Below are 26,550 nucleotides of genomic sequence, written 5' to 3'. Positions count from 1 at the left end.
AGATAGGGTATATAACCTGTCTCAATATAACCTGCCTCAGGCAGCAAACAGCGCAGAACCTCCCAAGAGATTCTGCGCTGTTTGCTTACATTAAAGCCTATATAGATTGAACTTGAAAATGAAAAAAAGGGGAAAGTGACGGAGGGGAAGTTTGGAACTGCAGGAGCGAACGCGTCCGCCTTTGTCTGCGGATTTCCACCGTGATCCGTGCCCCCTACACCTTGAACCTCTCGACCAGAACCTGCAGCTTCTCTGCCAGAGATGAGAGGAACCCCGCTGAGGATTGTACTTCTTCCATCGCTGCCAGCTGCTCCTGGGAAGTGGCAGAGAGGGTCATGGCGCCTTCTGCCGTATAATTGGACACAGTGACGATTTTCTGAATCGACTCCACAAGTCCGCCTGCTATCAGGCCCAGTTCACGGACGGTCTCGGAGATCTGCTGGCTCTGTGAAGACATGTCGGAGACGGAGGTTTCGATCTCGGAGAAGGAGCGTCCGGCGGACAGGATCAGCTCCTTGCCCTGCTCCATCTCTTCCGTTGAACGTTTCATGGTTTCACCGGCGTTGTCCATCTGACTGATGATCAGGCTGACCAGCTCGCCAATCTGGCCGGCTGATGCGGCTGAACGCTCGGCAAGTTTGCGGACAGAGCCGGCAACGACGGCGAAGCCCCGGCCCTCTTCTCCGGCACGTGCAGCTTCTATCGCCGCATTCAAGGCCAGCAGATTGGTTTCTTCAGCGATGCTGGAAATCGTACCTACGATGTTCTCAATCTCTTTGGAGTGGCTGCCCAGCGTAGCGATAATGTCCGAAAGGTCATGGATGCTTTCGCTCACAATCCCGATCTGGGAGGTCGTAGAGTCCAGCGATTGCCGGCCGAGGCGGGCCTTTTGGGCGTTATTTGCAGCGGTATCCTTCGCGCTGTCGGCATTCCCGGCAATCTCGGTAATGAAGCGGGACATGTCCTGCACAGCCTGATAGCTTCCTTCCAGGTCCTTCAGCTGGGTACCCGCACCCTCAGCCAGCTCAATGGTAACATTCGCGCTATGCTCTCCGGCACGGTTCGTCTCCTGGGCACTTGCAGACAGCTCTTGGGAGGAAGAGGCGACCAGCATGGAGGTGTCATTCACCTGGGTGATAATGTCGCGCAGATTCAGGGTCATGTCATTGAAGTCGCGGGCCAGTGTCCCGATTTCATCTTTGCTGTTGAAGAGCAGCGGTTCATGGGTAAGGTCGCCTCTCGCAATAGTGTTTACCGAGGCGGACAGCTTGGTGAGCGGGCTTACCATACGGCGGATCATCAGGTAGGCGGCGAGTATGGCTACGATCAGAATGGAGCCGCCGATGATGAAAGGCTGAACAATAATATCCATCGTCCGTTCTTGAATTAAGGGTCCGTCAAAATTGATAGCCATCAGGGCAATAATAGGTTTGGTGGGATCATGATCCTGATAAATGGGGCCATACCCGGTTTTGAGCGAGGTTCCTTGATATGTATAAACTTTGGAGTATGCGGAATGCTTCATGGTAGTAATCATGGCTTTATCTTCTTCTGTAAAATAGAAGTCATCACCGGCTTTATAGCCTCTTTTTTCAAGCTGGCGTCGGCAGCGAGTATTTTACCGTCCAGTGACAGGATGAATGCTTCCTTGAAAATGGGTTTGTGTGCCACAATCCAGCCGATCCGTTCTTCAATGGCAGGCACTTTGCTGCTATCCCCGTTGACAAGTGCTGTGATGTCGGCGGGATCAATCAGGCCGGTTGTAATATTGGCGCAGCCCACCAGCTCAATTCCCGCAGCCTCATCTACCTGATGATAGGCGGCACGGTAACCAAAGAATCCGATGGAGGACCCTACAAGGAGCAATACAATAAGGATCATCCAAGTTAATTTTGTAGCCAATTTCATTTTTTAGTACCACCAACCCTGCTTCTAATGTTTTCAGTAATACCGTTGTATCACTGCTACGATTATAGCGCATCAATGCCAGCGCAAATATAATATTTTTGTGTCGGAACATGACGTATTATGTAAAAATGTATCCAGATAAAAGCATTGAATCAAGGCCCGTGATAATGTTACGCTTGAATCAGGACAAACGGACTGGAGCTGAAAGAAATGTCGCAACAAATCGATCCGCTGGTAGAACGTTTAGGGTTATCCATGTGGAAGGTACAGCGCAAAATTGCCTCACAAATGTCCCTGCACCGGGAAATCGGACTTACCGTGCCGCAATTCGGCCTGCTTCGTATGATCGCCCAGGAGCAGAATGCGCGGGTGATCCAGCTTGCGGACAAAATGGAGGTCAAATCCAGTGCGGTAACGGTGATGCTGGACCGACTGGAGCTGCTGGGGCTAAGCGCGCGCGAGCAGGATGAACACGACCGCAGAGCCGTCATTGTAACCCTTACCGACAAGGGGGAGAAGCTGCTTGAAGAAGGGAAAAACCGCTTCCTGCTTCTGCTTAGTGAATATTTGGCCATCCTGCAACCGGAAGAGCTGCAAAATTTCGCTGACTATTATCAGATGCTGGACCAGCAGGAACGTTAACGATTAATATATGTACTCGCACAAAGCCGCGCTCCGGTAACCGGAAGCGCGGCTTTGTTTGTCTGCTATGGGGGTTAGTTATTCTGCATCTTTCACTTTATCCGGGAGCTGCGTTACGTAGCTGTCTGAGAGCTGGCGCAAACGCAGCGCGCGGTTGTACTCATCCTCAGTTCCGGCAGGCGCCTTGCCTCCCGATGCCAGAGTGAACTGTGTGTTATCCTCGAAGCTGTTGCCGGGGATCAGCAGACCGGAGCTGGCAATAAAGGACCCGGTAGGCAGATAATAACGCTGTGGCAGCAGGTTGTATGACTGGCTTGTCAGGTCCTGGCCGAAGTGAATGTTGTTATCCATCGAAACGCCCAGCAGGCTGGCCGCCGTTGGCATAATATCCACTTCACCGCCGACATGATCAAGGGTTTGCGTCCCGATCTTGCCTTCCGCGTGAATGATCAGCGGGATATTAAGCATATCGGCATATTCATATTCATGACCGTAGATTTCCTTCATCAATGCCTTGTCGTCATGATCCAGGGAATAGATCGGCAGTCCCATATGGTCTCCATAGACCATGATCAGGCTGTTGTCCCATACCCCGTTTGCCTTAAGCTCATCTACGAATTGTCCAAACGCATAGTCGGCATAATTCTGCGACCGGATATAATCACCGACAAAAGTTCCCTCATACCGTTCCGGCAGCTTCATCTTGTATTTTTCTTCAGGAATGGTGAACGGATGATGGGCAGACATCGAAATGACCTGGGCGTAGAATGGTTTGCCGTCCGCTTCCATTTCCTTCAGCTTATCTGAAGTCTTGCGGTAGAGCGCCTCGTCGGAAGGCCCGAAGAAAAAGGTATCCTCGTCCCCGAAAAACTTATGGTCGTAATAATGATCCCAGCCGAGAGAGCTGTACAGCTCCCCGCGGTTCCAGAACTCCACATCATTGGTATGGAAGGTAGCTGTCTGGTAGCCGTTTTCCTTCAAAAGACGCGGCAGGCTGGGCAGCTCCTTGTCGACATACGCCATGGTAGCCGCACCCTGCGGCGGAATGTAGAAGGAAGAGTTGACCACGAACTCGGCATCGGATGTGTTCCCCTGACCAACCATTTGATAAAAATTAGGGAGATACAGACTGCTCTCCATCAAATGGTTCAGATTGGGCGTAATCTCGTGGCCGTCTACCTTAAGTCCAAGCAGGAAGCTTTGGAATGATTCCAATTGAATAATGATCAGATTCTTGCCCTTGGCTGCTCCCTGAAGCGGCGAGACCGCAGCAGGATCGATTCCCTTGAGCTTGTTGATGGCATCCTGCGTGATTTCGCTGGCATTCACAAGCTCAGGTTTGTCTTTGGCAAAAATCGTGTACGCCTCATAATTCAGGATGCCCATCTCCTGCGCCTTCTTGATTTCGTTCATGCTGGCCTTGTTGGGCAGGATATTGAACAGGCAAAGGGCCAGTGAGACTGCAAACAGAAGACTGTGCGAGAGTTTTCCGCCGCGGTGATTAATGTTATCCTTCTTGTAGGCCCGGCCCTTCTTATTGAAAAAGAAGTAGATGCCGAGGACGATAATGTCGGCAAAAATCAGCAGATAATACGGGTCCATCAGGGAGAATACGCTGTTGCGTACTGCGGTAACCTGATTCACCTGCTCTGCCGCATGGTAAGTGACGATAACCCCATAATATTTAAAGTACATAATGGCGGCAAAAAAGATTGCGGTGACGAGCAGATTGACTGTCATGTAATAGCCAAGCTTCCGTTTGGAAGCAAAGCGTTCGATAAGGGCGAACAAGGCCCAGACAAAAGGAATCTCCGTTAATAGTGTTTTCCAGGAGAGGAGATCTCCAAAAATTACGCCCCAGGCGAGAAAACTCTTCAGGACAAAAAGAATAGAGAAAAATACGAATGGTTTGATCAGCCATCGTTTTACATTTAAGGATGACACAGCTTCGCCTTCTTTCTGCATAATAAAAACCAATTCCCGGCTAGCAGGAAGCAGCGCAAGACACAACAATACCATTATCAATAGTCCTTATTATGCAGCGCTGGGTGACGATTGTCAAAAGTCAGAAATGCCGTATACCCACCCGGTAAAGCGCAATTTGAAATGCTGCCTTGTGAGGCCGGGAATATCAACTCTTAATGAGGCTAAACCGGGGAAAAGGACGGAAATGGCCTCTTCAGGCAAAAAAAGGCGCGGGCAATGGGAAGGAGGACGAAGCATGGACAATGCAGAGATATTTCTTTCGGTAAGAACGCTGGTGGAGTATGCCTTCAGCAGCGGCAGTCTGGAGCCGGGGTTCCGGAGCGGGGCGGCGATGGCGGAAGGCACGCGTATTCATCAGCATATCCAGAAGCAATATAAAGAAGGGGACCGCAAGGAGGTCTACCTCAAGGCAGAAATGCCGTATGAGGGACTTCTCTTTATCATCGACGGACGCTGTGACGGTTTGCTGGCCGGAGAGGATGGCAGGCTGATTGTAGAGGAAATCAAGTCCATAGCCGGGCCCCTGGATTCCACGATGGAAGGGAAAGAGGTCCATTGGGCGCAGGCGCTTATGTATGCCTATATGATCGTAATCGATCAGGAGCTTCCTTCTATTGAAGTTAAGCTGACGTATGTGCTGAGGGGCAGTGATGAGCAGCACAGCCTGTACAGGACAGCCGGGCGGGAGGAGCTTGAGGCCTTTGCCTCCGAAACGGTGGCCCGGTATGCGCCCTTTGCGAAGTTGAAGGTACGTCATAAGGCCCGGAGGGAAGAGAGTATCCGGAGTCTGGACTTTCCGTTCCGGGATTACCGGCAGGGCCAGCGGCATTTTGCCGCTGCTGTGTACAAAACAACGGTTGAAGGTGTTAATCTGTTCGCCCAAGCCCCTACAGGCATCGGCAAAACAATGTCGACCCTGTTCCCGGCGGTAAAAGCACTGGGCGAAGGGGTAGTCGCAGGGATCTTCTATTTGACCGCCAAGACAGTTACCCGGTATGCGGCGCAGGAAGCGGTTCTGCTGCTGCTTGCAGGCGGGCTTCATCTCCATGCCATCACGCTGACGGCTAAGGAGAAGGCCTGCTTCCGTGAGGAGGGGCTCTGCGGCAAGGAGGGCTGCCCTTACGCCGAGGGCTATTATGACCGGGTGAATGCTGCTGTGCTGGACATGCTGGAGCATGAAACATTGATGACGCAGGAGATTATCGCCGTCTATGCCCGGCGGCATGAGGTGTGTCCATTTGAATTCTCGCTGGACGCCGCCTATGCCTGCGACATGGTCATTTGTGATTACAACTATATCTATGACCCCCGGATCAGTCTGAAACGGCTGCCGGAGGAACGCAAAAAGAAGACGGTGCTGCTGGTGGATGAGGCCCATAACCTGGTGGACCGGGGCAGGGAAATGTTCTCTGCCTCGCTGACCAAGGCGCCGTTCCTGAACCTGCAGCGGCAGTATAAGACGGTTAACCGCAAGCTTGGCGCCGCGGCCAAAGCGGTGAATGCTTTTTTCATCGCGTTGCGCAAAAGCTGTAATGAGGACGGTGAAGGACATTGGGCTGAATATCCCGGGGAATTGCCGCAGCTGCTGGAGGCTTTTGCCGCCGAAGCGGAACTGGAGCTGTCAAGTCCGTCCTCCGCTCTCATTACTCTGGCCGGGGATGGGGAAGACGGCCTGCTGGATACCTATTATGCGGTCCAGGGTATGCTGCGCACCATCAAAACCTATGATGAACGGTATGTCACCTACGCAGAGGTACGGCGCGGCGATGTGTTCCTGAAGCTGTTCAATCTGGACCCCTCGCATCTGCTGCAGCAGATGGCCAAAGGCTTCCGCAGCCAGATTCTCTTCTCAGCGACTCTCTCGCCGATGTCCTATTACCGGGACATGATTGGTGCAGCAGAAGAGGATTACAGCCTGCGTGTAGCTTCTCCGTTCCACAAAGAGCAGTGGGAGGTGTCCGTGCTTCCGGTATCCACCCGTTATCGTGACCGTGCCGATTCCCTGATCCCCTTGAGCGACGCGCTGCGCGGGATGGTTGCAAGGAAAGGGAATTATCTTGTGTTTTTCCCTTCCTACGCTTATTTGCAGAGTGTCTTCGAGGTATTCACGGACAAGTATCCGGAGATCACAACCCTGGTGCAGGGCAGCGGAATGGGTGAGCAGGCGCGGGAGGAGTTCCTCGCTTCCTTCCGTCCGGACAATCCGCAGACGCTGCTTGGCTTCGCGGTGCTTGGCGGGATTTTTTCGGAGGGGGTTGATTTGCCCGGGGACCGCTTGAATGGTGTGATGATTGTTGGTGTCGGTCTGCCGCAGGTGGGATTGGAGCGCAATCTGCTGCGCGGATATTTTGGGTCCCAGGGCAAGAACGGCTTTGATTATGCCTATGTCTATCCGGGCATGTGCAAAGTGCAGCAGGCGGGCGGAAGGCTGATCCGCAGTGAGAGTGACAGCGGAATCATTGTGCTGGCCGATGACCGTTTTTTACAGCAGCCTTATGCGGGCCTGCTCCCTGAGGAATGGCGGGACTACCTTATCCGGACCTAAGCGGGTATAATCTTTGAAAAGGTATACAATCGAGAACTCCAGGAGGTAAGAGGATGACACTCAATATAGGAATTGTAGGAACCGGCTGGTTTTCCAAGGTGCATGCCGATTTGCTGGCGGGAATGGAGGATGTGAAGCTCCAGGCGGTCTGCGGCAGCAGCAAGCAAAAGGGTGAAGACATGGCTAGTCCCTACGGCGCTGAAGGGTATGGGGACATTACAGAGATGCTGGATGCCCGCAAGCTGGATGCCGTATATATTTGTGTGCCTCCGCAGTCGCATGGGGCAATTGAGCGGGCGCTGATCCGCAGGGAGATCCCCTTTTTCGTGGAGAAGCCGCTGGGTTCAAGCACGGAGATCCCGGCAAGCCTGCTGCAGGATATCAAGGAGCATGGGCTCCTGACCTCGGTTGGCTACCACTTCCGGTATCAGGAGAATATCGCACGCCTGAAGAAATTACTCAGCGGAGACAAGGTAGGCATGATCGTGGGACAGTGGATGGGCAGCATGCCGGGCGTTGCCTGGTGGCGTGATCAGGAGCAGTCCGGCGGACAATTTACCGAACAGACCACCCATATCGTCGATCTGCTGCGTTATCTGGGCGGTGAGGTCACGGAGGTGTACGGCATGTTCGGCAACCGGGTTGTGCATGAGCAGCATGAAGGTGTAACGGTAGCTGATGTGGGCACGGTCTCGCTCAAGCTGGACAATGGCATTGTGGCGAATATCTCAAATACTTGTGTGCTGCCGGGAGAGGTTGGACAAGTGGGTCTTAGCTTCTATAATGACAAAGGGCTGCTGGATTGGAATCCGGACCGGCTGATGGAGGTGCGCAGCGGCGACAGCAAGGAATACGTCAATTCCGGCAATCCTTATGCAGCCGAGAGCGAGGCTTTCCTGTATGCAGTGCGGACCGGTGACCGTTCGCGCATTCTCAGCGACTACGAAGACGGCTATAAGACGCTGAAGGTAACCTGTGCTGCCTATGAATCCGCGAAAAGCGGATTGCCGGTGAAGCTATAGGGACAACGAATCAGCAAGGGTCATATGCGAAAAAGAGACCTGACCGCTCTGCTGAGCGGTCAGGTCTCTGGCCCAAGCCGGGACGGCCTAGTGGAGGAAAACCGCGAGAAGTGCCGGCGCAAGCCCAATAGAGAGCAGGGCCGTCAGAATCATCGCGATACTGGAGATGGTGCCGGTCAGCGAACTCAGCTCGAAGGCTTTGGAGGTGCCCGTACCGTGCGCGGCGGTTCCCAGCGATACACCGCGCGCAATTTCGTTGTCAATGCGGAAGAGGCGCAGCACAGAAGGCCCCATCAGCGTACCGAGCACTCCGGTCAGAATTACGAATACTGCCGTAATGCTCGGAACGCCCCCAATGCTTTGCGAGATGCTCATGGCGATCGGTGTGGTGACCGAACGAGGTACCAGGCTGGTTGCCAGATCGCCGCTCAGATGCAGCCATTTGGCCAGCAGCATCGAGGAGAGTACAGCCATAACCGTCCCTGACAGTACGCCTGCCGCAATTTCGGCAGCATGTTTTTTCAGTACCTTGAAGTTTTTATGAAGAGGGATTGCAAAGGCAATGGTTGCCGGCTGCAGCAAATCCGTAAGCCATTTGCCTCCCGCATTGTAGGATTCATAAGGAATTCCCGTTAAGAGCAGAAAACTGATAATCAGCAGCGGTGTAATGATAAGCGGTGAAGCATACATCTTGCTGCTGGAAGCATAGATTCGCTTGGCCAGCAGATACACAGCAACAGTCAGTACAAGCAGCAACAGTCCAGTCATCATGATTCTCTACGCTCCTTTGCTTTTGATATAGCTCCCGTAAGCAGCCCTGAGCTGGCCATTACAGCGAAGGTGCCGACAATCACAACTGCCAGCACTTGAAGGCCGTCTGATTCGAGCAGCTTGGAATATTTCATAACACCTATAGCTGAAGGGATAAAGAACAGCAGCAGTTCGGCGAGCAGCCAGGAAGCTCCGGCTTCAACCCAGTTCAGACGGATGATTCCGGATTCCAGCAGCAGGAACAAAAGGATCATGCCGATGATGCTTCCGGGAATGGGAATATGAAGGAATGGGGTCAATACATTAATGAGCATCGAGAACACGGTGAGTCCAGCTACCTGCAGCAAGCCTAGACCTAGCTTTTTCATAAGGCTTCGTTCCTTTCATGAAATAGAAGAACACTTCCGTTGACCTTCTATTTTTGAAAAAACGGAAGCCGCCTTCTTGCAAAGGACGGCGCTGCCGTTTTTCTTATTACTGAAAGTTTACATCCTTTTCTTTCATAGGTAAAATGAATAGATCGAATATGTGACATTCTATTCATCTATACATGGAGGCGAGAAAATTGGATATCCGGCAGCTGCAGTATTTCGTCCAGGTGGCCAGGCTGAACAGCTTTTCCAGAGCGGCGGAATCCCTGTACATCTCCCAGCCTACCATCAGCAAAATGATCCGCAATTTGGAGGTTGAGCTGGGGGCTGACCTCTTTTACCGTGAAGGAAAAAGCATCCGGCTGACAGATGCCGGAGAGATTCTGCTGACCAAAGCACAGAATATTGTGGAATCTTTCGTGAGCCTGTCTTCGGAGCTGGACAGTCTGCGCAATCTGAAGCAGGGGCATATCCGCATCGGGCTGCCGCCCATGGTGGGGGCAAGCTTCTTCCCGGCAGTCATCGGCGAATTTCACCGCCGCTACCCGGATGTGACCATCCGTCTGCACGAAGACGGGGCCAAAAAGGTGGAGGATGACGTGGAAACCGGACTGCTCGATATCGGGGCCATCGTCCTGCCGGTGAATACAGCCATATTCCATTGCTTCACCTTTGTGGAAGAGAAGCTTGAGCTTCTGGTGCCGGCAGGCCACCGTCTGGCGGGCCGGGCCTCCGTACCGCTGAGGGAGCTGGCTGAAGAGGAGTTCGTGTTGTTCCGGGAGGATTTTGCGCTGCATGACCGGATTATTACGGAGTGTGTCAAGACGGGATTTCAGCCGAAGGTCGTATATGAGAGCTCGCAGTGGGATTTAATCAGCCGGATGGTGGAGGCGGGAATGGGGATTGCCCTGCTTCCGGAGACCATCTGCCGGGACATTGACCGCACGCGGATATCCGTGGTTTCGCTGACTGAGCCTGTAATCCCCTGGCAGCTGGGCATGATCTGGCGCAGAGACCGCTATTTGTCTTTTGCCGCACGTGAGTGGATTCATTTTGCCATGGGGGTGCTGGGCGAGCGTTACCTCCCGTCCGGCGAGGCCGGACAGCCTGAATTGTGAAAATGGGTTTGGATGATGATCGACATTTTTTTCTTTTTTTTCAAAATATGTTTTTTGGCATCATGACTTATGATAGGGGAGAAGTTGATCAGGAGAGAAGGTGAGTAACCGTGAGCCTGTACCAGAATTCATCCGCTGAACTTGGAAAAGAGTATAGAGAAGATGAGCTGTACGTAACTATAGAGAGTCTTAGATGTGAACTGTTGGAGGTTGCACAGGAGCGCAGTCTCAGCGACCATGCGGTCCTGGAGCTCAGTCAGCGGCTGGACGGTTATATCGTGCTCGCCCAGAACAAAATGATGGAAAGTCTGCGCAGCCGCAAGAACGCTGCGGCGGCCGCTTACGGAAAGAAAACCAAGAGCCAGAGAATTCGCAATAATGCTGCGCTGCAGCAGTAGCCTATCCTCGGACATAAACTTGTTACAAATAAAGGCCCCACTTTGTGGGGTCATTTTGTTGTACTTTCTATAGTCATCACCTATAATGTCAATTAATAGAAGGTTAAGCTTGAAATTAACGGAGGAGGTGCCGGGTGGAGGCAAAGTTGACAACCATACGCTCAGAAATTGAGAAGCATCTGTCCCGCTCGGGCCATAATCTCGCTTCGTTTGCCAAGGTTTCCGGTCTGAACCGCGGCAGTCTCAGTGCGATTCTCCACGGGAATCCGCCTAAACCAATGTCTTTGGGACAACTGGATGCGGTCACCAGAGCCTTCGGGTTTCCGGAAGGATGGCTGTATCCGCTGTATGTGGATGAATGCTTCAGCGAGGAGCGGATCTCCCGCCGGAGGATTGAACCATTTTTGATCCGCTGTGCCGAAATCGGCAAGCAGCATTGCATAGAAGATGTCCTGAACCGGATCATGGAGTACCCGAAGCCGCTGGGGATCTTGTATTCGGTGGCGGAGAAGCTTTTTGTAAACGGAAAGATTCAGGAATCGCTGGTATTTTATAAAATTATTGTGGACAACGAAATGGACAGCTATTCTGAACGCATGGCGATTTGCCAATACCGTATCTTCAAGTCGCTGGAATCGTTGGTGGACAAGGAAGAGCAGCTGCGCGCAGTCATAACCTTTGAGCCCTATCGCGGCCGTCTTCCGGAGAACATGCAGCTGGATGGCCTGCTTAAGCTGGCTAATGTCTGCTTCACACTGCAGAGGTGGAAGGATATGGGCAAGTACGCAGATGAGCTTAGGGCTTTGGCTAACGCCATCTACCGGCAGGAGCTGCGCAGGAAGAATAACCGCAGGGATGAAGAATTAGACTTGTCCCGGCCGTTGGTTCTATATTATGCACAAGGTTATTTACTCAAGGCAACTGCGCTTACCAAGTTAGAAAGATATGAGGAAGCGAAGAAATACACTGCTGGATATGCCGATCTGAACTGGTTTGAGATTTTGGATGAAGAGGGAAGGGAGGTTGTAAAAGACTTCAGTCTTTTTGCGGTAGCCAACGGTTTTACGCTTGAGATGCTGATGGGCAACAAAGCAGCGCTTCCGGCATATTCCGCCTTCTTGGCCAACAATCCCGGTGAAATCCTGCCAGGGCTGGTAGTTATTGTTGAGTCCGCCAACCGCTATGGTTTCTCTGTCGATAAGGTGTTAGCGCAGTTCTCCCGCGAAATGGTCCGTTTTGAACAATTCATGGACCCTATCAATATTGACCGGTTATACCGCCTGCGCTACCAGATTTCAATGTACCTTCTGGACCGGGGGCAGTATAATCAAGGAGTAGAGACTATTCTGCAGTCTCTGCAATTGGCCATTCGGCTGAATGGTGCGGGCAACATCATTGATTGTGTGACGCTTTTTGAGACGTACAGGCATTTTGCAACCGAGCAGCAACAGAAGAAATATGGGGAAACCCTAAAGGAGCTGAGGAAAAATGAAGAAAACCCTGTTAACGGCATTCAGCGCTCTGGCATTATTTAGCTTTATTCTGATCGGCCCGAGAGTACCTGCAGAAAACTCCGGATCAGCTGGTGGATCTTTTACGACAATGGAGCATGGAATAGGTTACTAAGATCCGGTGCAAGGTGGACGAGCCCCATGGCAAGCCACACCAAAAACCCCGCTTACTGGCGGGGTTTTTGTGTTTCCGGCACGGTTAGGCAGTGTTCTTCATTCCGTAATAATTGATAACGGATTCAAGAATTGACAAAGCATCAGGCCGGAAATATAATTAGGTATCCTAATTAATATAGTATTTAATAATTTGTATACCTAAATAAAATCGAGGTGGAAGCATTGGGATAAATCATGAAAATCCAGTCGCGCACAAGCTTTTTGCCGCACTCCGGCAGTTGCGTAAAACACACTGGCAGCATACGGTGGAGGGCCATAAGCCTAGTGAGATGACTTTATTAATAACGATCGCAAGACGATCACGTGAGGGGGAGGAAGGGCTGAAGGTTTCCGAAATCAGCCGTTTCATGGGACTCACGCCTCCAACCGTTACCCAGCTTATTAACAGTCTTGAAGCCAAGCAAATGGTGGAAAGACTGCCGGATGCAAACGACCGTAGGGTCGTGCGTATCAGGCTGACAGAGCAGGGGGGATTATTACCCGCAGGGCAAAAGAACATATGAATGCATCGCTTAACAAATTGGTGGAGTATCTGGGTGAAGCCGAGAGCGACCAGCTGGCTGAACTGCTGCTGAAGGTGCACAGATTTGTAGAAGATAATCCGCCGCCTAATTTGGACCGGTTACAAATGAACGGAGATGAGAATCGTGATTAAACTAATGAAACAATTGAAGCCCTTTAAGCTGGCTATTGCAGCCGTACTGATCCTCGTATTTCTGCAGTCCATGGGCGACCTGTATCTTCCTACCCTGATGAGCGACATTGTCGACAAAGGGATTGTCCAGGGAGACCGCAGTTATATCTGGAGAATCGGCGGATTCATGCTGCTGGTTGCCGCCGGAGGAGCCTTATGTTCAATTATAGCCAGCTACCTGTCGGCCAAAATTGCCGCCGGCTTCGGCAAGAATACCCGGTCCCGGATGTTCAATCATGTAGAGAATTTCACCCTGCATGAATTCGACAAGCTGGGAACAGCATCGCTGATTACACGTACCACCAACGATATTACACAAGTACAAACCGTGCTTACAATGATGCTGCGCATGATGATCGGAGCGCCGATGATGATGATCGGCGGTATTATTATGGCTATATCGGAGGATGCCAAGCTTTCCCTGATTTTTGTTGTGGTGATTCCGCTGCTGGTGGGCGCGATTCTCTTCATCGGGATGAAGGGCCTCCCGTTGTTCAAGGCGATTCAGGTCAAGCTGGACAAATTGAACCGTGTGCTGCGCGAGCATCTGACGGGTATTCGCGTCATCCGTTCCTTCAACCGGATCAGCCATGAGAATGAACGGTTTACCGAAGCCAACAAAGATCTCACGGATACAGCCATCAAGGTCAACAAGATTATGGCCGGTCTGATGCCGCTGATGATGATTGTTATGAACTTTTCGATGATTGCCATTCTGTATTACGGCGGCATCCGGATCGGCGACGGGGATTTGCAGGTCGGCTCGCTGATGGCTTTTATTCAATATGCAATGCAGATTATGTTCTCCCTGATCATGGTATCCATGATGTTCGTATTGATTCCCCGGGCCTCCGCCTCCGCGCTGCGGATTAATGAGGTGCTGGACATGCAGCCTGAAATTACAGATCCAACCGCCGGACAGCTCCAGACTACAGCTGCAGCGACCCGTAAGGACGGCCGCGGCAATATGCACGGGTTCGTCGAATTCGATAATGTGTCCTTCTCCTATCCCGGTGCAGAACAGCCTGCATTGGCAGGAATCAGCTTCAGTGCCAAGCCCGGTGAGATCACAGCGATTATCGGCGGTACAGGTTCAGGCAAATCCACTCTGCTCAGCATGATTCCGCGATTCTATGATGTCAGCGAAGGTGCTGTGCGTGTAGACGGAGTCGATGTGCGGGAGATGACACAGGAAAAGCTGCGGAGCAAGATTGGCTATATTCCGCAAAAAGCCGTGCTGTTCACGGGTACAATCAATGAGAATATCCGCTACGGCAAAGAAGAGGCCACGGAAGAAGAAGTCATCCATGCGGCCAAGATTGCCCAGGCTTACGATTTCGTCACCGCCATGAAAGACGGCTTCAATTCAGAAATCTCCCAGGGCGGGGGCAATGTCTCCGGCGGCCAGAAGCAGCGTCTTTCGATTGCCCGTGCGCTGGTAAGAAAACCGGAGGTCTATTTGTTCGACGACAGCTTCTCTGCCCTGGACTTCAAGACCGACGCCAAGCTGCGGGCTGCACTTAAGGGCGAAACTACGGAATCGACTGTAATCATTGTAGCCCAGCGGGTCAGTACCGTTATGGATGCCGACCGGATTATTGTGCTTGATGAAGGACAGATTGCCGGAATGGGCACCCACCGCGAGTTGATGGACAACAGTGAAGTGTACCGCGAGATCGTATCCTCGCAGCTGTCAGAGGAGGAAATAGCATGAGTGAACAGAATAATGCAGGTAAATCGGCTCCCCGCCGCCAAGGCGGATTTGGAGGCGGCCGCGGACCCGGTGGTCCGGGCATGGGCCTGCCCCCTGAGAAGGCCAAGGATTTTAAAGGCACGCTGCGCCGTCTGATCCGCTATCTGCGGCCGCGCCAGATGCAGCTCATTATTGTTTTTATTATGGCAATTGCCAGTACCGTATTCAGTATCTTCAGCCCTAAGATTATGGGTAAAGCAACTACCAAGTTGTTCGAGGGCGCTTTTGGCATAATGAAGGGTGTGCCTGGCGCTGCGATTGATTTTGGCTATATTAATGATATTTTAATTATTCTGGGCGCTCTGTACCTGCTCAGCTCATTGTTCAGTTATGTGCAGCAGTATGTAATGTCCGGTGTTGCGCAGAAGGTTGTTTTTGATATGCGTGAGCAGATCAACAGCAAGCTGGAGCGGCTGCCGCTGAAATATTTTGACTCCCGGACCCATGGAGAAATCCTCAGCCGGGCCACCAATGATGTGGACAATATCAGCACTACGCTGCAGCAGAGTTTGACACAGCTCATAACTTCCATCGTGACCATTATCGGTGTGATTATCATGATGCTGACCATTAGCCCTTGGCTTACTCTGATCACGATTATTACACTGCCGCTGAGCTTTGTGGTCATTATGGGGATCACCAAACGTTCCCAGACTTATTTCATCGGGCAGCAGAAATCTTTGGGCCAGTTGAACGGGCATGTTGAAGAAATGTACACCGGTCACCGCATTGTCAAAGCTTTTGGCCGCGAAAAGCACTCGCTGGGCGAGTTTGATAAAATCAATGACTCGCTTTACGATTCCGGCTGGCGGGCGCAGTTCATTTCCGGTATCATCATGCCGCTGATGATGTTCATCGGGAACCTGGGTTATGTGCTGGTCTGTGTGGTTGGCGGTATTTTCGTCACCAAAAAAATTATTGATGTCGGGGACATTCAGGCTTTTATCCAGTATTCGCGCCAGTTCACTATGCCGATTACGCAAACGGCCAATATTGCCAACATCATTCAATCGACGATTGCTTCGGCAGAACGTGTATTTGAGCTTTTGGATGAAGAAGAGGAAGTTCCTGAAGTCAGTACGTCCCTGGCCAAACGCCCAGTGGATGCAGAAGAAGGTTCGGTTGAATTCCGTCATGTGAAATTCGGCTACAAGGAAGATGCTATTCTGATTGAAGACATGAACATTGAGGTCAGCCCCGGACAGACCATTGCCATTGTAGGGCCAACCGGTGCCGGCAAAACGACGCTGATCAACCTGCTGATGCGCTTCTATGAAATCAGCGGCGGGGAGATTATCATCGACGGTGTCAATATTACCGATATGAAGCGCAGCGAGCTGCGCAGCAAATTCGGCATGGTGCTTCAGGATACCTGGCTGTTCAACGGAACCATCCGTGACAATATCGCCTATGGCCGCGAGGGCGCTACAGAAGCCGATGTGGTGCGGGCCGCCAAAGCTGCTCATGCCGATCACTTTATCCGCACACTGCCGCTTGGCTATAACACGATTCTGAACGAGGAAGCCTCCAATATTTCGCAGGGGCAGAAGCAGCTGCTTACTATTGCCCGGGCAATTCTGGCCGATCCTACCATTCTGATTCTGGATGAAGCGACAAGCAGCGTCGATACACGGACTGAAGTCCAAATCCAGAAGGCGATGAACACGCTGATGAATGGCAGAACAAGCTTTGTTATCGCCCACCGTTTATCCACCATCCGGGACGCCGATTTGATTCTCGTGATGAACAAGGGCAGCGTCATTGAAAAAGGCACCCACGAGGAACTGCTGGAAGCTGGCGGATTCTATGCGGATCTGTACAACAGCCAGTTCTCCGATGGGGATCTGCCGGATGTAGGCTAAAAGAATATAATGAATCCCAATGGATAGTTATTCCATGCGGCATATCGCCGCTTAAATAGTCCCCCTGTTCACAGCAGTCCGTACATGCTGTGGACAGGGGGCTTTTTTCAAAATATAAGAATTTATATGCTTCACGCTATAAATTATCCTTTCTCGCTGAAACGGGTACCGTCCCAATAAGGACGGCGTAGCCGTTTCTACTTGTATAAGCCCCTTCGGTTTCCCGCCGCTTAGAATAAAGTCCGCAAGCAAACTGAAGCTGTTGCCTTGGAGTAGACTGCCCTGGAAGCTGCGGTGAAACAAAATCTGATGCAGTTTGTGCAGCAGATTCTGTGAAAAATGGGCTTTTGGCCCCTAGTTGCACAAATCAATTGCACCAAATACAGCAGAATGCGATTTTGCCGTGTGCCTCATATTGAACATGTTCCAGCCAAACAAATTTCAGCGTTATGGTGTATTGCATAAGAATCTGCACTAACCCTAAGATCTTCGGCATATAAACCTATGGATATCACGATCTTTTGTAAAAAAGGTTTGATTAAAATTTTTAGGGTATATATGATAAGAGTATGAAAATGACCCACGGTTCATTTTGGGCCGAAGGGTACGAAGAGAGGATGAACGGAATGTCAGGCTACGGAAATTGGGTGGCAGGCAGTAAAACAAAGTGGGTTACCCTAATCGTCTGGATAGCAGTTGTGGGAGCGCTCACCATGTTATGGCCTTCAGTGAATTCGCAGGAGCTGAACAATGCATCCAACCTCCCTGAAGATTCGCAGTCGGTCCGGGCTTCAGCCGTTGCTGAAAGGGAGTTTCCGGCTGGCAGCGGCGTCCCTGCCTTGCTCGTATGGCATAGGGAAGGCGGAATGTCCGGGGAGGATCTGGCACACATCATCGCTGTGTACAGCAAGCTGGAGCAGCAGCCATTGGCACATCAGAACTATGTTCCCCCGCTCGGGAAGCCGCCGCCGCAGGCGCTTCAGGCTTCGTTGTCGGGGGATGGCAGCACACTGGTTACCCCGGTGCTTTTTGACAAGACGGCGGACAGCAGCCAGCTCGGCGAAGCATTAACGGAAATGAAAAAAATAATAAAAACGGAGACAGGCGGCGACCCTTCCGCAGCGAAGACAGAGAGTAATGATCTGAGCCTTCGGGTATCCGGGCCGGTAGGGATTTCCGTTGATGCCACCGGACTGTTCCAGAATGCGGATGTCTCCCTGCTGATCGCAACAGTTGTGCTGGTGCTTGTGTTCCTGCTGTTGATCTACCGCTCGCCGATTCTGGCTTTGATTCCACTGGCAGCGGTAGGTTTTGCCTATGGTGTTACCAGCCCTGTGCTCGGAAAAATGGCCCAGGAAGGCTGGATCACCGTAGACTCCCAGGCCATTTCCATTATGACCGTGCTGCTGTTCGGTGCGGGTACGGACTATTGTCTGTTCCTGATTTCCCGGTTCCGTCAGATGCTGAAGGTGGAGAAGCATAAGGGGCACGCATTATTGCTAGCAATCACACATTCTTCCGGTGCTATTGCCATGAGCGGATTTACAGTTGTATTGGCGTTGTTTGCGCTGCTGCTGGCCAAATACGGTGCGTACCACCGTTTCGCCGTTCCGTTCAGTGTCTCGATTCTGATTATGGGGATCGCCAGCTTGACGCTGGTGCCTGCGCTGCTGGCGATTTTTGGCCGCACCTCCTTTTTCCCGTTCATTCCGCGTACTCCGCAGATGGAAGCCGACCGGGCCAAAGCGAAGGGCAAACCGGCACCGCAGCCTAAACCCGTACACAAAAAAGGAATCGGTGATTTCGTGGTAGCCCGCCCTTGGGCGATTGTAGGTATTACGGTGGTTCTTCTCGGTGTGCTCGCCTCCTTTTCCGGCGGGATCAAATTTACTTATGATATTCTCTCGTCCTTTCCGGAGGACATGGAGTCGCGCGAGGGCTTTGACCTTATCGGCACCCAATTCTCTCCAGGCGGGCTGGCTCCGGCCAAGCTGATGATTGATACACAGGGTAAGGTGAACGGGGAGGATATCAAGGTAGTTCTCAGCGGAATTTCTTATATTGATACGGTGTCTGATCCCCAGCAGGGTGCGGTCAGCCATAATATCCTCGGGTATGATGTAGAATTCAAAAGCAATCCATATTCTCTGGAGGCCATGAATCACATTCCAGCGCTTCAGGCAACCGTAGAACAGGCGCTGGCAGAATCGGGCCTGGACAACGTCAAGGATAGTGTGTGGATCAGCGGACAGACTGCGGCCCAGTACGATACCAAGGAGCTCGGGAGAGAGATACGGCTCTGATTATTCCGGTCGTTATCGGGTTGATTACCGTGCTGCTGCTGATTTATCTGCGTTCTGTGGTAGCGACGGTTTATCTGGTGGCAACCGTAATCCTGTCGTTCTTTTCAGCGCTTGGGCTGGGTTGGATTATTATTCATTATCTTATGGGAGCAGACGCCATTCAGGGCGCTATTCCGCTGTATTCCTTCGTGTTCCTGGTTGCTCTTGGGGAGGACTACAACATCTTCATGATCTCGAACATCTGGAAAAAACGCAAAGTTATGCCGCTGAAGCAGGCCATTGCTGAGGGGGTAAATGAGACTGGCTCGGTCATCACCTCCGCCGGGCTCATACTGGCCGGAACCTTCGCGGTGCTGGCCAGCCTGCCGATTCAAGTGCTGGTGCAGTTCGGCATTATCACCGCCATTGGGGTGCTGCTGGACACCTTCGTAGTCCGCCCTTTCCTGGTGCCGGCAATTACCGTACTCTTGGGCCGCTGGTCCTTCTGGCCGGGTAAGCATCAGGAGCAGGAGCGAGCGCTGTTAGTGAGCGAGGATTAATTGGGGAGAGGGCCAATACAATAAAGAGGTGCGGACGGGCTGGGCGAGAACATGAGGAGTATTGAGCAGGGAGCTTCACGACGCCCCCGTTGCTGTATTATGCGGCTGCCCAGTAATATAACAACAGGGATGCCTCGCTGTGCCGCATAGGTCAGCAGGGCATCCCTGTTTAGGTTAGTAAAGCAATCAACGGCAGTAATGCCGCAATAAGCGGGCTACTTGGCGAAATGAAAGGTAAAAATACCTTTTGCCTATACAAAGCGAACTTGAAAAAGTAACAAAAGGGGAAAGGTCACAACCTGCGCCTGATAGCCTACTCCCCTGGCGTACGGCTGACAAGCAGTTCATACTTGTCCAGCGACGCGCCAAGAATCGCTTCATTCCCGCCTGCGCCGCGATGTGACTGACGGAAGGCGTCGCTGGAAGTCCAGCCCTTAAAAGCTTCCTCATTCTCCCATACGGTGCAAATTTTCAGTTCCTCTGCACCGTCCTTGGGACTGCCGTGCCATACCTCCATACGGACGAAGCCGGGCATGTCCTGTACCCCGTTCGATGCTCCGAAACGCTGGGCTATGGCCTCAGCATGGCCTTCCTTGATCTTGATAGTATTGGTAACTACAAGCATTCCAAAGACCTCCTTCATGCTAGAGTATCCTATCCGTACCCGTTCTGTAAGGCCGCCGCAGAGGGGCGGCGGCCTTAACCGCTTATTGCGGATTGGTTGTCCAGATACCTGCAGTTTTCAGGAAGACGCGGTCGGGAAGCTTCAGGGCGGCCAGGGCCAGCTCAGCCACATCCTCAGGCTGCATCATCCGGTCCTCATCGCCAATCTTCAGGCCGGCATTCTCCGCAAGGCCGGTGTTGACGGTGCTCGGTGTCAGTGCGACCACGCGGATGTTGTGCTTGCGGACTTCCTGCGCCAGCGCCTCGGTCATGCCCATCAGCGCGAACTTGGAAGCGCAGTAAGCAGAGCCGGTGGCAAAGCCCCTTTCTCCGGCTGTAGAAGAAATATTGATAATATTGCCGCTGCTGCGCTCAATCATTGCAGGCAAGGCTGCCCGGGTGACATAGTAGGTCCCGAACAAATTGATCTGCATATGGCGTTCCCAATCCGCAGGGTCCATTTCCAGAAAAGTGCCGAATTTGGCGATTCCGGCATTGTTAATCAACGCGTCGAACGCGCCGAGGTCCTTCTGCAGGGAAACGACGGCCCGTTCAGCGTCCTCGCGGACAGCAATATCCGCCACCGCGATGCTTACCTTGATATCGTACACTTCGGTCAGCGCCGACTTGAGCGCCTCCAGATCAGCCGCTGTTCTGGAGATCAGCCCCAGATTTGCACCTTCCTTGGCCAGCGCCATGGCCAGAGCTTTGCCGATCCCTTTGCCGGCACCGGTGATGACAATACTTTTCCTCTCAAATCCATAACCTAACGTCACGCTCCTTTTTACAAATGCTTAGTAATGAGGCTGCTATTCAGCTCCCATTATACCTGAGCGGGAAAAGAGAAGCACGCGAAGGGAAGGAGAGTTCAGCTTCCTGTCTTATTCTTTAACTTCCAGCTTGGTCAGCGGAACAGTTGCCGGACCCTCCAGCACCTCTCCATCAAAAGAATAACGGGAGCCGTGGCAAGGGCAGTCCCAGGAGCGTTCACCATTGTTCCACTCGGTTTCGCAGCCCATATGGGTGCAGGTTCTGTCCACCAGATGCAGCTTTCCTTCGGGATCGCGGTAGGCTCCAACGCGCTGGCCGTCGTGGAAGACCACCGCCCCTTGATCCGGCTCCAGTTCATGCGTCCTCTTATGCACAATCTCCAGCTTGCCTGCAACCAGTTCTTTTGCAACGTTGGCGTTTTGGGCAATGAAGGTTTTAATCGCAGGCACGGTTTTGAAGCGTGAAGGGTCATAAAGCTCCGTATAAGGATTGCTGCGCCGCTGGATGCCATCCGCTATCATGTGTGCTGCCAGGGTTCCGTTCGTCATGCCCCATTTGCGAAAGCCGGTGGCGATATAAATTTCCTCATCCTCGGCTGTTTTGGCGATGTAAGGAACACGGTCCAGAGTAATGAGGTCCTGGGTCGACCACCGGAAGGGAATGCCCCGAATGCCCAGCAGTTCCCCGGCGAATTTCTCCAGATTCTCATAATGGCCATGGGTGCAGATGCCTTGCCCCGTCTTATGGTTGTCCCCTCCGACAATGACCAGCTTCTTGCCGTTCCATTCCACGGCCCGCAGCGAACGGGTAGGGTCACCCGCACTTAAATACATTCCGCCCTCATAATCGGTTTCCGGGTCAATGGCCAGACAATAGGAACGCTCCGCATGCAGACGGGCGAAATATAAGGCACCGCCGTCATAAAAAGGATAGTGGGAAGCCGATACCGCATGCCGGCAGCTGATTTTATGTTTGCTCTGCTCTGTATACAGGGTGAGTACGCCACTGTCCTTGTCGACTTGTTCTCCAATCATGGTATGCTCGTAGATTATCCCGCCTTTATCCAAAATAACATCCAGCAGTCCCTTAAGGTACTGGAGCGGATGGAAACGGGCTTGTCCCGGCAGCTTAATGGCACCGTCAATCCGCAGCGGAAGCGAAATATGGTCTTGCCACTCCCCCGGAAGCCCGATTTTGCCATAGGCCTTGAACTCATCTTCAAGCTGCTTCAGCGTCTGCTCATCCCCCTCATCTGCGTAGAGATAAGCCGCTTCGCGTGTGAGGCCACAGGATAACTTCAGTTCTTCTGCCGTCTGCACTATCCACTTCAATGCCTCGTTGTTTGACTGATAGTAGAGCCGGGCTGCTTCTTCTCCGAAGTCCTTGACCAAATCGTGGTAGATCAGGCCATGCTGTACGGTGATTTTGGCGGTAGTAAATCCGGTAGTGCCGGCAAAAAGTTCCCCTGCTTCCAGCAGCGTTACCTTGTACCCCGCCTGGGTCAGCAGATAGGCTGTCGTAATCCCGGTAATCCCGCCGCCAACAATCGCGACATCAGTAGAATGGTCTTCCGCAAGTGCCGGAAAGGACGGAACTTCAGTACTGGCTCTCCATAACGATTTCGGGAATTGCGGAAGGCTCTGCGGGAACTGGGGGCGGTTCATCCTGTTTTCCTTCATATTTATCTCCTCCATCACTGTAAAGACTCATTTCAGTTATTACCACACTCCCGCCAAAAGAAACCCGTCAGACGCCAGTAGTGCATGAAATAGATACAGCCATGCCACAATAAGGGGCAGTTGCCGTTAAAACGGATTACGAGCCGGGCCTTCCTCATTGACGCTGTGGCTATCTGGATTTATACTTGATCTAAAAACAAATCAGAGGATGATAAAGATGAAGACCCTGAATCTGACCTCCCAGCGTCAAGCTGTGTATGACATTGTCCGGAGTTCACATGACCACCCCACTGCAGCAGAGGTAATGAACCGGCTGGTAGAACAAGGGCACAACCTCGCTTATGGAACCGTATATAATTCTTTGCGTTATCTTTCGGACAAACAAATGATCCGTGAGCTCAAATTGGGGGAAGCCGCCAGCCGCTATGACGCCCGTCTTGATGAACATCAGCATATCCTGTGCGAGGTGTGCGGGGCCGTGGATGAGGTAATGACCCAGGTGCCTCAGGAGTGGACTGACCAGGTGAGCGGGGAGACAGGCTATTTGATTACCCATGCGCATGTTGTGTTTGGAGGAGTGTGCCCGAATTGCAGAAGCAAAGGGGCCAAGCAGCTCTGAACGTTGGCAGTCCGGTCCAAAACCAACTGATCCATAACTGAAGACTGCCGGATTTCCAGTTCAGCTATATAGTCCCGGAAAACTATATACAGATATAAGAAAAGACCGTTTTCATTAAACGGTCTTTTTGCTGCGGTTATATGAAAATTCTCCAAAGAAGTATGAGAATACTGAAGAGTTGCTGGGCAAAAGAGGTTTTTCAGGACTGATATATAATTATATATTAGACTGCACACAAGTCGGACTTAAGACTCATAAGAAAGCGAGAGTGAGCAAAGAGGATGAAACATAAAACGAATATAACCATCCGTATGAAGCTAATTCTTACATATCTGGTTGTCCTCCTGGTGCCAAGCATCATCATAGGCTGGCAAACTTACGAATCGGCCAGCAGCAAAGTGGAAGGCCAGCTTCTGAATAATGCCGCTGAAAGCGTCGCTGCGGTAAACGAAATCATTAACGTGAATATGCAATCCAAAATCAATGATATTCAGTATTTTGCCCAGCAGTTCTCTTCCTCGGCTGTTCATGGACAAGCGGCAGGAGGCGGCGGTGCTGCGGTACAGGCCAGATTGAAGGAGTATGCTGCGCTTCATCCGGATGTTCTGGATATTTATGTGGCAACCAGCCGGGCAGAGATGGTACATGCCGCGGATTCGAAACTTCCGGAAAACTATGACCCGCGGAAGGAGAACGCTTATGTCAGTGCACTGAAGCACGGGAAAGGGGCGGTGGTCTCACCGGCCTTCCAGACCGTTAATGGGGAAACAGCCGTTGCGGTTTCCGCAGTGCTTGAAGATGGGGGCGGAGTGGTTGCTCTGAACCTCAACCTGGAGGAAATGGCCAACCTGATTAACATAAAGGTCGGGAAGGAAGGATATATTTTTTTGGCTGACAGCAGCAAAAAATTTCTTGTACATCCTATTGAACCCATTGGCCAAGAATCATCGCTTGATTTCATTAAGCAAATGTTTAACGGAGAACACGGTTCGTTTGATTATACCTACAACAACTCTCCCCAAAAGCTGACGTATCTGGTGAACGGGCTCACCGGCTGGAGAATCGGGGGCACAATCAGCAAAAGTGAGGTGACGGCAGCCACACAAGGGATCCGTGATACGGCTCTGATTGTCATTGCCGTCTCTGTGCTGCTTGCGCTTGTGCTGGTGTATTTCAACGTGGCTTCGATCCTTAAGCCCCTCACCCGTCTGCGCAAAGCTACAGAGGTCATTGCCAGCGGCGACCTGTCAGAGGATATCGGCCGCTTCCGGAGAGATGAAATCGGATTTCTTGCCGACAATTTCCGTTCAATGGTTGCCAATCTGCGGGGCATGATTACAGGTGTGAAGGAGATGACCGGCAATGTGTCCGCTTCTGCAGAAGAGCTCACAGCCGGGGCGGAACAGACCACAAAGGCTATTGAGCATGTAACGATAGCAATTCAGGAGGTAGCGGCGGGCACAAAGCGGCAGGTGCACAGTGTGCAGAGAGGGACGGAAAGTACGGCGGCAACCGCAGGCGAAGTTGAGCATATCTCCGGATTCATGGAGCAGGTGTCGGCAATGATGGAGAAGACCTCGCTGTCCGCTGCCGAGGGCAATGATTCGGTGATCCGCGTGGTGGACAAAATTAACGGCATTCACGAAACAGTGGAGGAACTAAGCAGTGTAATCGGCAAGCTGAATGACCGCACAGGCCAGATTCACGGGATTGCCGGTGTAATTACGGGAATTGCCCGGCAGACCAACCTGCTGGCGCTCAATGCTTCGATTGAGGCGGCTAGAGCCGGTGAGCAGGGCAGGGGCTTCGCGGTTGTTGCTGCTGAAGTCCGCAAGCTGGCTGAGGAATCAGAGAGCTCCGCGCACAGGATCGCGGATCAGATTGCTTCCATTAACACGGAGATGCAGCAGGCAACGGCGACGATGGAGGATGCCCGCAGCAAGGTGTCGGAAGGCATAATGGCGGTGGATACCACCGGGCGCTCCTTCTCCCGCATCCGCAGAGCGGTTAAGGGGGCGGCCGAGAAGATTGAAGCCATGGTGGAAGCGGTTGGCACACTGACGGCTGAAGCTGTCAGCATGAAGGCTGCGATCCATGAGATTCAAGCGATCTCTCAAGAGGCTGCCGGCAATACGGAGACGATATCGGCCGCTGCCCGGGAGCAGCTGGCTTCGGTAGAGGAGATTGCATCCTCCTCAGCGGATCTAAGCCATCTTGCCGAGGAACTGCAGGAGCTTGTGGGACGTTTCAAACTGTCGGAGAAATAGGCGGGAATTGCTTTTCATCTTTTCTTTTTCGGCCCAATGCAAGTATACTGATAAACAATAAGTTTGTGGGCTGATGAGGGGGAGAAAAGGATATGGCAGAGCAATTGCAAGGCATTACCGTCGCCCTGGCCGGTCCGCGCAAGGCGGAAGAAATGGCCAAGCTGGTGCAGAACATGGGAGGAACGGCGCTGCACCGGCCTGCGCAGGGGACGGTGTTTCTGGATGATCAGGCGCTGCGGGAAGGAATTGCTGCCTGGATAGCCCATCCGCCCGATCTGGCTATTCTGACGACAGGGATGGGGCTGGAGGCGCTGTTTGAAATGGCGGCGGAGATGGAACTGGAGGCGCGTTTTCTGGAGGTTCTCTCGGCTTCGCCAATTGCCGCACGCGGCTACAAGACGGTTAATGCGCTGAAGAAGCGGGGACTCCGGCCTGAAGTCCGCGATGATGACGGGAGCACAGCCGGGCTGCTTCGGGGTCTGAAAGACTGGGATCTGCGCGGCAAATCGGTTGTTCTGCAGCTCCATGGCGATCCTGCTCCTCAGCTGGCGGCCTGGCTGAAGGAGGCGGGGGCATCTGTCCTTCAAGTGGAGCCGTACCGCCATACGCCGCCGGAGCCCGGGGCGCTGGCCCGGCTGTATGAAGAGATTGCAGAAGGCAGAGTCGATGCAGTAGCCTTCACGAGCGCTCCACAATTCCGTTTTCTGGCTCAGTATGCCCGGGAGCAGGGCAAGCTGAAGGAGCTGGTGGAGGCCTTTGAGCACAAGGTGCTGGCGGTTTCTGTAGGAAGGATCACCTCGGAATCCCTGAAGGAGGAAGGAATAACGCGGATCGTGATGCCCGAGCATGAACGGATGGGCAGCATGTTCGTGGAGCTTGGGAAATATATCGCGTCCCGCCGCTGACGGTCTGCCAGGCCGAAGTTTCATAGGCACGGACATTTATTGCCGG

Annotated in this window: 21 protein-coding genes and 1 pseudogene; 14 read left to right on the top strand and 8 right to left on the bottom strand. The window is 52.4% G+C overall.

The window, feature by feature from the left end; translation table 11 throughout:
• Positions 1-214: 214 nt before the first annotated feature.
• Complete coding sequence (locus JI735_RS06790; protein ID WP_233476286.1) at positions 215-1,537, bottom strand: methyl-accepting chemotaxis protein; 1,323 nt, start codon at positions 1,535-1,537, stop codon at positions 215-217.
• Positions 1,534-1,908: a hypothetical protein gene (locus JI735_RS35395; RefSeq protein ID WP_233476285.1), complete on the bottom strand. Its 375-nt coding sequence runs from the start codon at positions 1,906-1,908 to the stop codon at positions 1,534-1,536. The genes JI735_RS06790 and JI735_RS35395 overlap by 4 nt, the downstream gene beginning before the upstream one ends.
• Before the next feature lie 210 nt (positions 1,909-2,118).
• Between JI735_RS35395 and JI735_RS06785 the strand changes: the two genes are divergently transcribed.
• On the top strand, positions 2,119-2,550 hold the full coding sequence (locus JI735_RS06785) for a MarR family winged helix-turn-helix transcriptional regulator (RefSeq protein ID WP_020425687.1): 432 nt from the start codon (positions 2,119-2,121) through the stop codon (positions 2,548-2,550).
• 78 nt (positions 2,551-2,628) lie between these two features.
• Here the strand turns inward: JI735_RS06785 and JI735_RS06780 are convergent, their stop codons facing one another.
• Positions 2,629-4,515 carry an LTA synthase family protein gene (locus tag JI735_RS06780; RefSeq protein WP_051052258.1) on the bottom strand — a complete coding sequence of 629 codons (1,887 nt, stop codon included), beginning with the start codon at positions 4,513-4,515 and terminating at the stop codon, positions 2,629-2,631.
• Positions 4,516-4,771: 256 nt separating this feature from the next.
• Here JI735_RS06780 and JI735_RS06775 point away from each other — a divergent pair, with 256 nt between their 5' ends.
• Together JI735_RS06775 and JI735_RS06770 are read left to right on the top strand one after the other, a co-directional pair.
• Positions 4,772-7,081 (top strand): ATP-dependent DNA helicase, encoded by a 2,310-nt coding sequence (locus JI735_RS06775; RefSeq protein WP_039838804.1) that lies wholly within the window; start codon positions 4,772-4,774, stop codon positions 7,079-7,081.
• A 53-nt stretch (positions 7,082-7,134) separates the two neighbouring features.
• Positions 7,135-8,103, top strand: coding sequence for a Gfo/Idh/MocA family protein (locus JI735_RS06770; RefSeq protein WP_039838805.1), 969 nt, complete (start codon positions 7,135-7,137; stop codon positions 8,101-8,103).
• An 87-nt stretch (positions 8,104-8,190) separates the two neighbouring features.
• On the opposite strand, the gene JI735_RS06765 is transcribed toward JI735_RS06770, so the two are convergent.
• Positions 8,191-8,871, bottom strand: coding sequence for a CidB/LrgB family autolysis modulator (locus JI735_RS06765; protein ID WP_039838818.1), 681 nt, complete (start codon positions 8,869-8,871; stop codon positions 8,191-8,193).
• Complete coding sequence (locus JI735_RS06760; protein ID WP_039838806.1) at positions 8,871-9,242, bottom strand: CidA/LrgA family protein; 372 nt, start codon at positions 9,240-9,242, stop codon at positions 8,871-8,873. The genes JI735_RS06765 and JI735_RS06760 overlap by 1 nt, the downstream gene beginning before the upstream one ends.
• A 197-nt stretch (positions 9,243-9,439) precedes the next feature.
• Here JI735_RS06760 and cidR point away from each other — a divergent pair, with 197 nt between their 5' ends.
• From cidR to JI735_RS06720, 8 genes and pseudogenes are all read left to right on the top strand, one after another.
• Positions 9,440-10,363 (top strand): cidABC operon transcriptional activator CidR, encoded by a 924-nt coding sequence (gene cidR / locus JI735_RS06755; RefSeq protein ID WP_020425693.1) that lies wholly within the window; start codon positions 9,440-9,442, stop codon positions 10,361-10,363.
• 110 nt (positions 10,364-10,473) lie between these two features.
• Complete coding sequence (locus JI735_RS06750; RefSeq protein WP_039838807.1) at positions 10,474-10,761, top strand: aspartyl-phosphate phosphatase Spo0E family protein; 288 nt, start codon at positions 10,474-10,476, stop codon at positions 10,759-10,761.
• 134 nt (positions 10,762-10,895) lie between these two features.
• Complete coding sequence (locus JI735_RS06745) at positions 10,896-12,296, top strand: hypothetical protein (protein WP_039838808.1); 1,401 nt, start codon at positions 10,896-10,898, stop codon at positions 12,294-12,296.
• 371 nt (positions 12,297-12,667) lie between these two features.
• A complete protein-coding gene (locus JI735_RS06740) occupies positions 12,668-12,952 on the top strand; it encodes a MarR family winged helix-turn-helix transcriptional regulator (protein WP_202677212.1) in 285 nt (94 codons plus the stop codon).
• Positions 12,949-13,104, top strand: a complete 156-nt coding sequence (locus tag JI735_RS06735) for a hypothetical protein (RefSeq protein WP_202677211.1) — start codon at positions 12,949-12,951, stop codon at positions 13,102-13,104. The genes JI735_RS06740 and JI735_RS06735 overlap by 4 nt, the downstream gene beginning before the upstream one ends.
• The gene (locus JI735_RS06730) at positions 13,097-14,857 is read left to right on the top strand and encodes an ABC transporter ATP-binding protein (protein WP_039838810.1); all 1,761 of its coding nucleotides are present in this window, start codon (positions 13,097-13,099) and stop codon (positions 14,855-14,857) included. The genes JI735_RS06735 and JI735_RS06730 overlap by 8 nt, the downstream gene beginning before the upstream one ends.
• On the top strand, positions 14,854-16,758 hold the full coding sequence (locus JI735_RS06725) for an ABC transporter ATP-binding protein (RefSeq protein ID WP_039838811.1): 1,905 nt from the start codon (positions 14,854-14,856) through the stop codon (positions 16,756-16,758). Before JI735_RS06730 ends, JI735_RS06725 begins: the two co-directional genes overlap by 4 nt.
• Positions 16,759-17,375: 617 nt before the next feature.
• A pseudogene (locus JI735_RS06720) lies at positions 17,376-19,600 on the top strand (MMPL family transporter).
• Between the two features lie 313 nt (positions 19,601-19,913).
• Here JI735_RS06720 and JI735_RS06715 read toward each other — a convergent pair.
• The 3 genes from JI735_RS06715 to JI735_RS06705 all read right to left on the bottom strand — a co-directional run bounded on the left by JI735_RS06715 (position 19,914) and on the right by JI735_RS06705 (position 22,713).
• On the bottom strand, positions 19,914-20,225 hold the full coding sequence (locus tag JI735_RS06715; RefSeq protein WP_039838812.1) for an antibiotic biosynthesis monooxygenase: 312 nt from the start codon (positions 20,223-20,225) through the stop codon (positions 19,914-19,916).
• An 82-nt stretch (positions 20,226-20,307) separates the two neighbouring features.
• Positions 20,308-21,039: a 3-ketoacyl-ACP reductase gene (locus tag JI735_RS06710; RefSeq protein ID WP_202677210.1), complete on the bottom strand. Its 732-nt coding sequence runs from the start codon at positions 21,037-21,039 to the stop codon at positions 20,308-20,310.
• 105 nt (positions 21,040-21,144) lie between these two features.
• On the bottom strand, positions 21,145-22,713 hold the full coding sequence (locus tag JI735_RS06705; RefSeq protein ID WP_233476284.1) for an FAD-dependent oxidoreductase: 1,569 nt from the start codon (positions 22,711-22,713) through the stop codon (positions 21,145-21,147).
• Between the two features lie 217 nt (positions 22,714-22,930).
• On the opposite strand from JI735_RS06705, the gene JI735_RS06700 reads away from it, so the two are divergent.
• The 3 genes from JI735_RS06700 (at position 22,931) to JI735_RS06690 (ending at position 26,504) form a co-directional block, all read left to right on the top strand.
• Positions 22,931-23,332, top strand: a complete 402-nt coding sequence (locus JI735_RS06700) for a Fur family transcriptional regulator (RefSeq protein WP_039838814.1) — start codon at positions 22,931-22,933, stop codon at positions 23,330-23,332.
• A 311-nt stretch (positions 23,333-23,643) separates the two neighbouring features.
• Positions 23,644-25,599, top strand: coding sequence for a methyl-accepting chemotaxis protein (locus tag JI735_RS06695; RefSeq protein WP_233476283.1), 1,956 nt, complete (start codon positions 23,644-23,646; stop codon positions 25,597-25,599).
• Positions 25,600-25,691: 92 nt separating this feature from the next.
• Positions 25,692-26,504 carry a uroporphyrinogen-III synthase gene (locus tag JI735_RS06690; RefSeq protein ID WP_039838822.1) on the top strand — a complete coding sequence of 271 codons (813 nt, stop codon included), beginning with the start codon at positions 25,692-25,694 and terminating at the stop codon, positions 26,502-26,504.
• The last annotated feature ends 46 nt before the right edge of the window (positions 26,505-26,550 follow it).

The organism is Paenibacillus sonchi (assembly GCF_016772475.1).
GTDB classification, from domain to species: domain Bacteria; phylum Bacillota; class Bacilli; order Paenibacillales; family Paenibacillaceae; genus Paenibacillus_AQ; species Paenibacillus_AQ sonchi.
Note: the sequence above shows the minus strand (reverse complement) of the source record. Positions and strands in the feature narration are given on the sequence as shown.

Bases quoted from the DNA above. Each gene is read 5' to 3' on its own strand.
- JI735_RS35395 (WP_233476285.1), bottom strand. From the start codon at position 1,908: ATGAAATTGGCTACAAAATTAACTTGGATGATCCTTATTGTATTGCTC.
- JI735_RS06725 (WP_039838811.1), top strand. From the start codon at position 14,854: ATGAGTGAACAGAATAATGCAGGTAAATCGGCTCCCCGCCGCCAAGGC.
- JI735_RS06690 (WP_039838822.1), top strand. From the start codon at position 25,692: ATGGCAGAGCAATTGCAAGGCATTACCGTCGCCCTGGCCGGTCCGCGC.
- JI735_RS06700 (WP_039838814.1), top strand. From the start codon at position 22,931: ATGAAGACCCTGAATCTGACCTCCCAGCGTCAAGCTGTGTATGACATT.
- JI735_RS06770 (WP_039838805.1), top strand. From the start codon at position 7,135: ATGACACTCAATATAGGAATTGTAGGAACCGGCTGGTTTTCCAAGGTG.
- JI735_RS06785 (WP_020425687.1), top strand. From the start codon at position 2,119: ATGTCGCAACAAATCGATCCGCTGGTAGAACGTTTAGGGTTATCCATG.
- JI735_RS06765 (WP_039838818.1), bottom strand. From the start codon at position 8,871: ATGACTGGACTGTTGCTGCTTGTACTGACTGTTGCTGTGTATCTGCTG.
- JI735_RS06735 (WP_202677211.1), top strand. From the start codon at position 12,949: ATGAATGCATCGCTTAACAAATTGGTGGAGTATCTGGGTGAAGCCGAG.
- JI735_RS06780 (WP_051052258.1), bottom strand. From the start codon at position 4,515: ATGCAGAAAGAAGGCGAAGCTGTGTCATCCTTAAATGTAAAACGATGG.
- JI735_RS06695 (WP_233476283.1), top strand. From the start codon at position 23,644: ATGAAGCTAATTCTTACATATCTGGTTGTCCTCCTGGTGCCAAGCATC.
- JI735_RS06790 (WP_233476286.1), bottom strand. From the start codon at position 1,537: ATGATTACTACCATGAAGCATTCCGCATACTCCAAAGTTTATACATAT.
- JI735_RS06705 (WP_233476284.1), bottom strand. From the start codon at position 22,713: ATGAAGGAAAACAGGATGAACCGCCCCCAGTTCCCGCAGAGCCTTCCG.
- JI735_RS06715 (WP_039838812.1), bottom strand. From the start codon at position 20,225: ATGCTTGTAGTTACCAATACTATCAAGATCAAGGAAGGCCATGCTGAG.
- JI735_RS06760 (WP_039838806.1), bottom strand. From the start codon at position 9,242: ATGAAAAAGCTAGGTCTAGGCTTGCTGCAGGTAGCTGGACTCACCGTG.
- JI735_RS06775 (WP_039838804.1), top strand. From the start codon at position 4,772: ATGGACAATGCAGAGATATTTCTTTCGGTAAGAACGCTGGTGGAGTAT.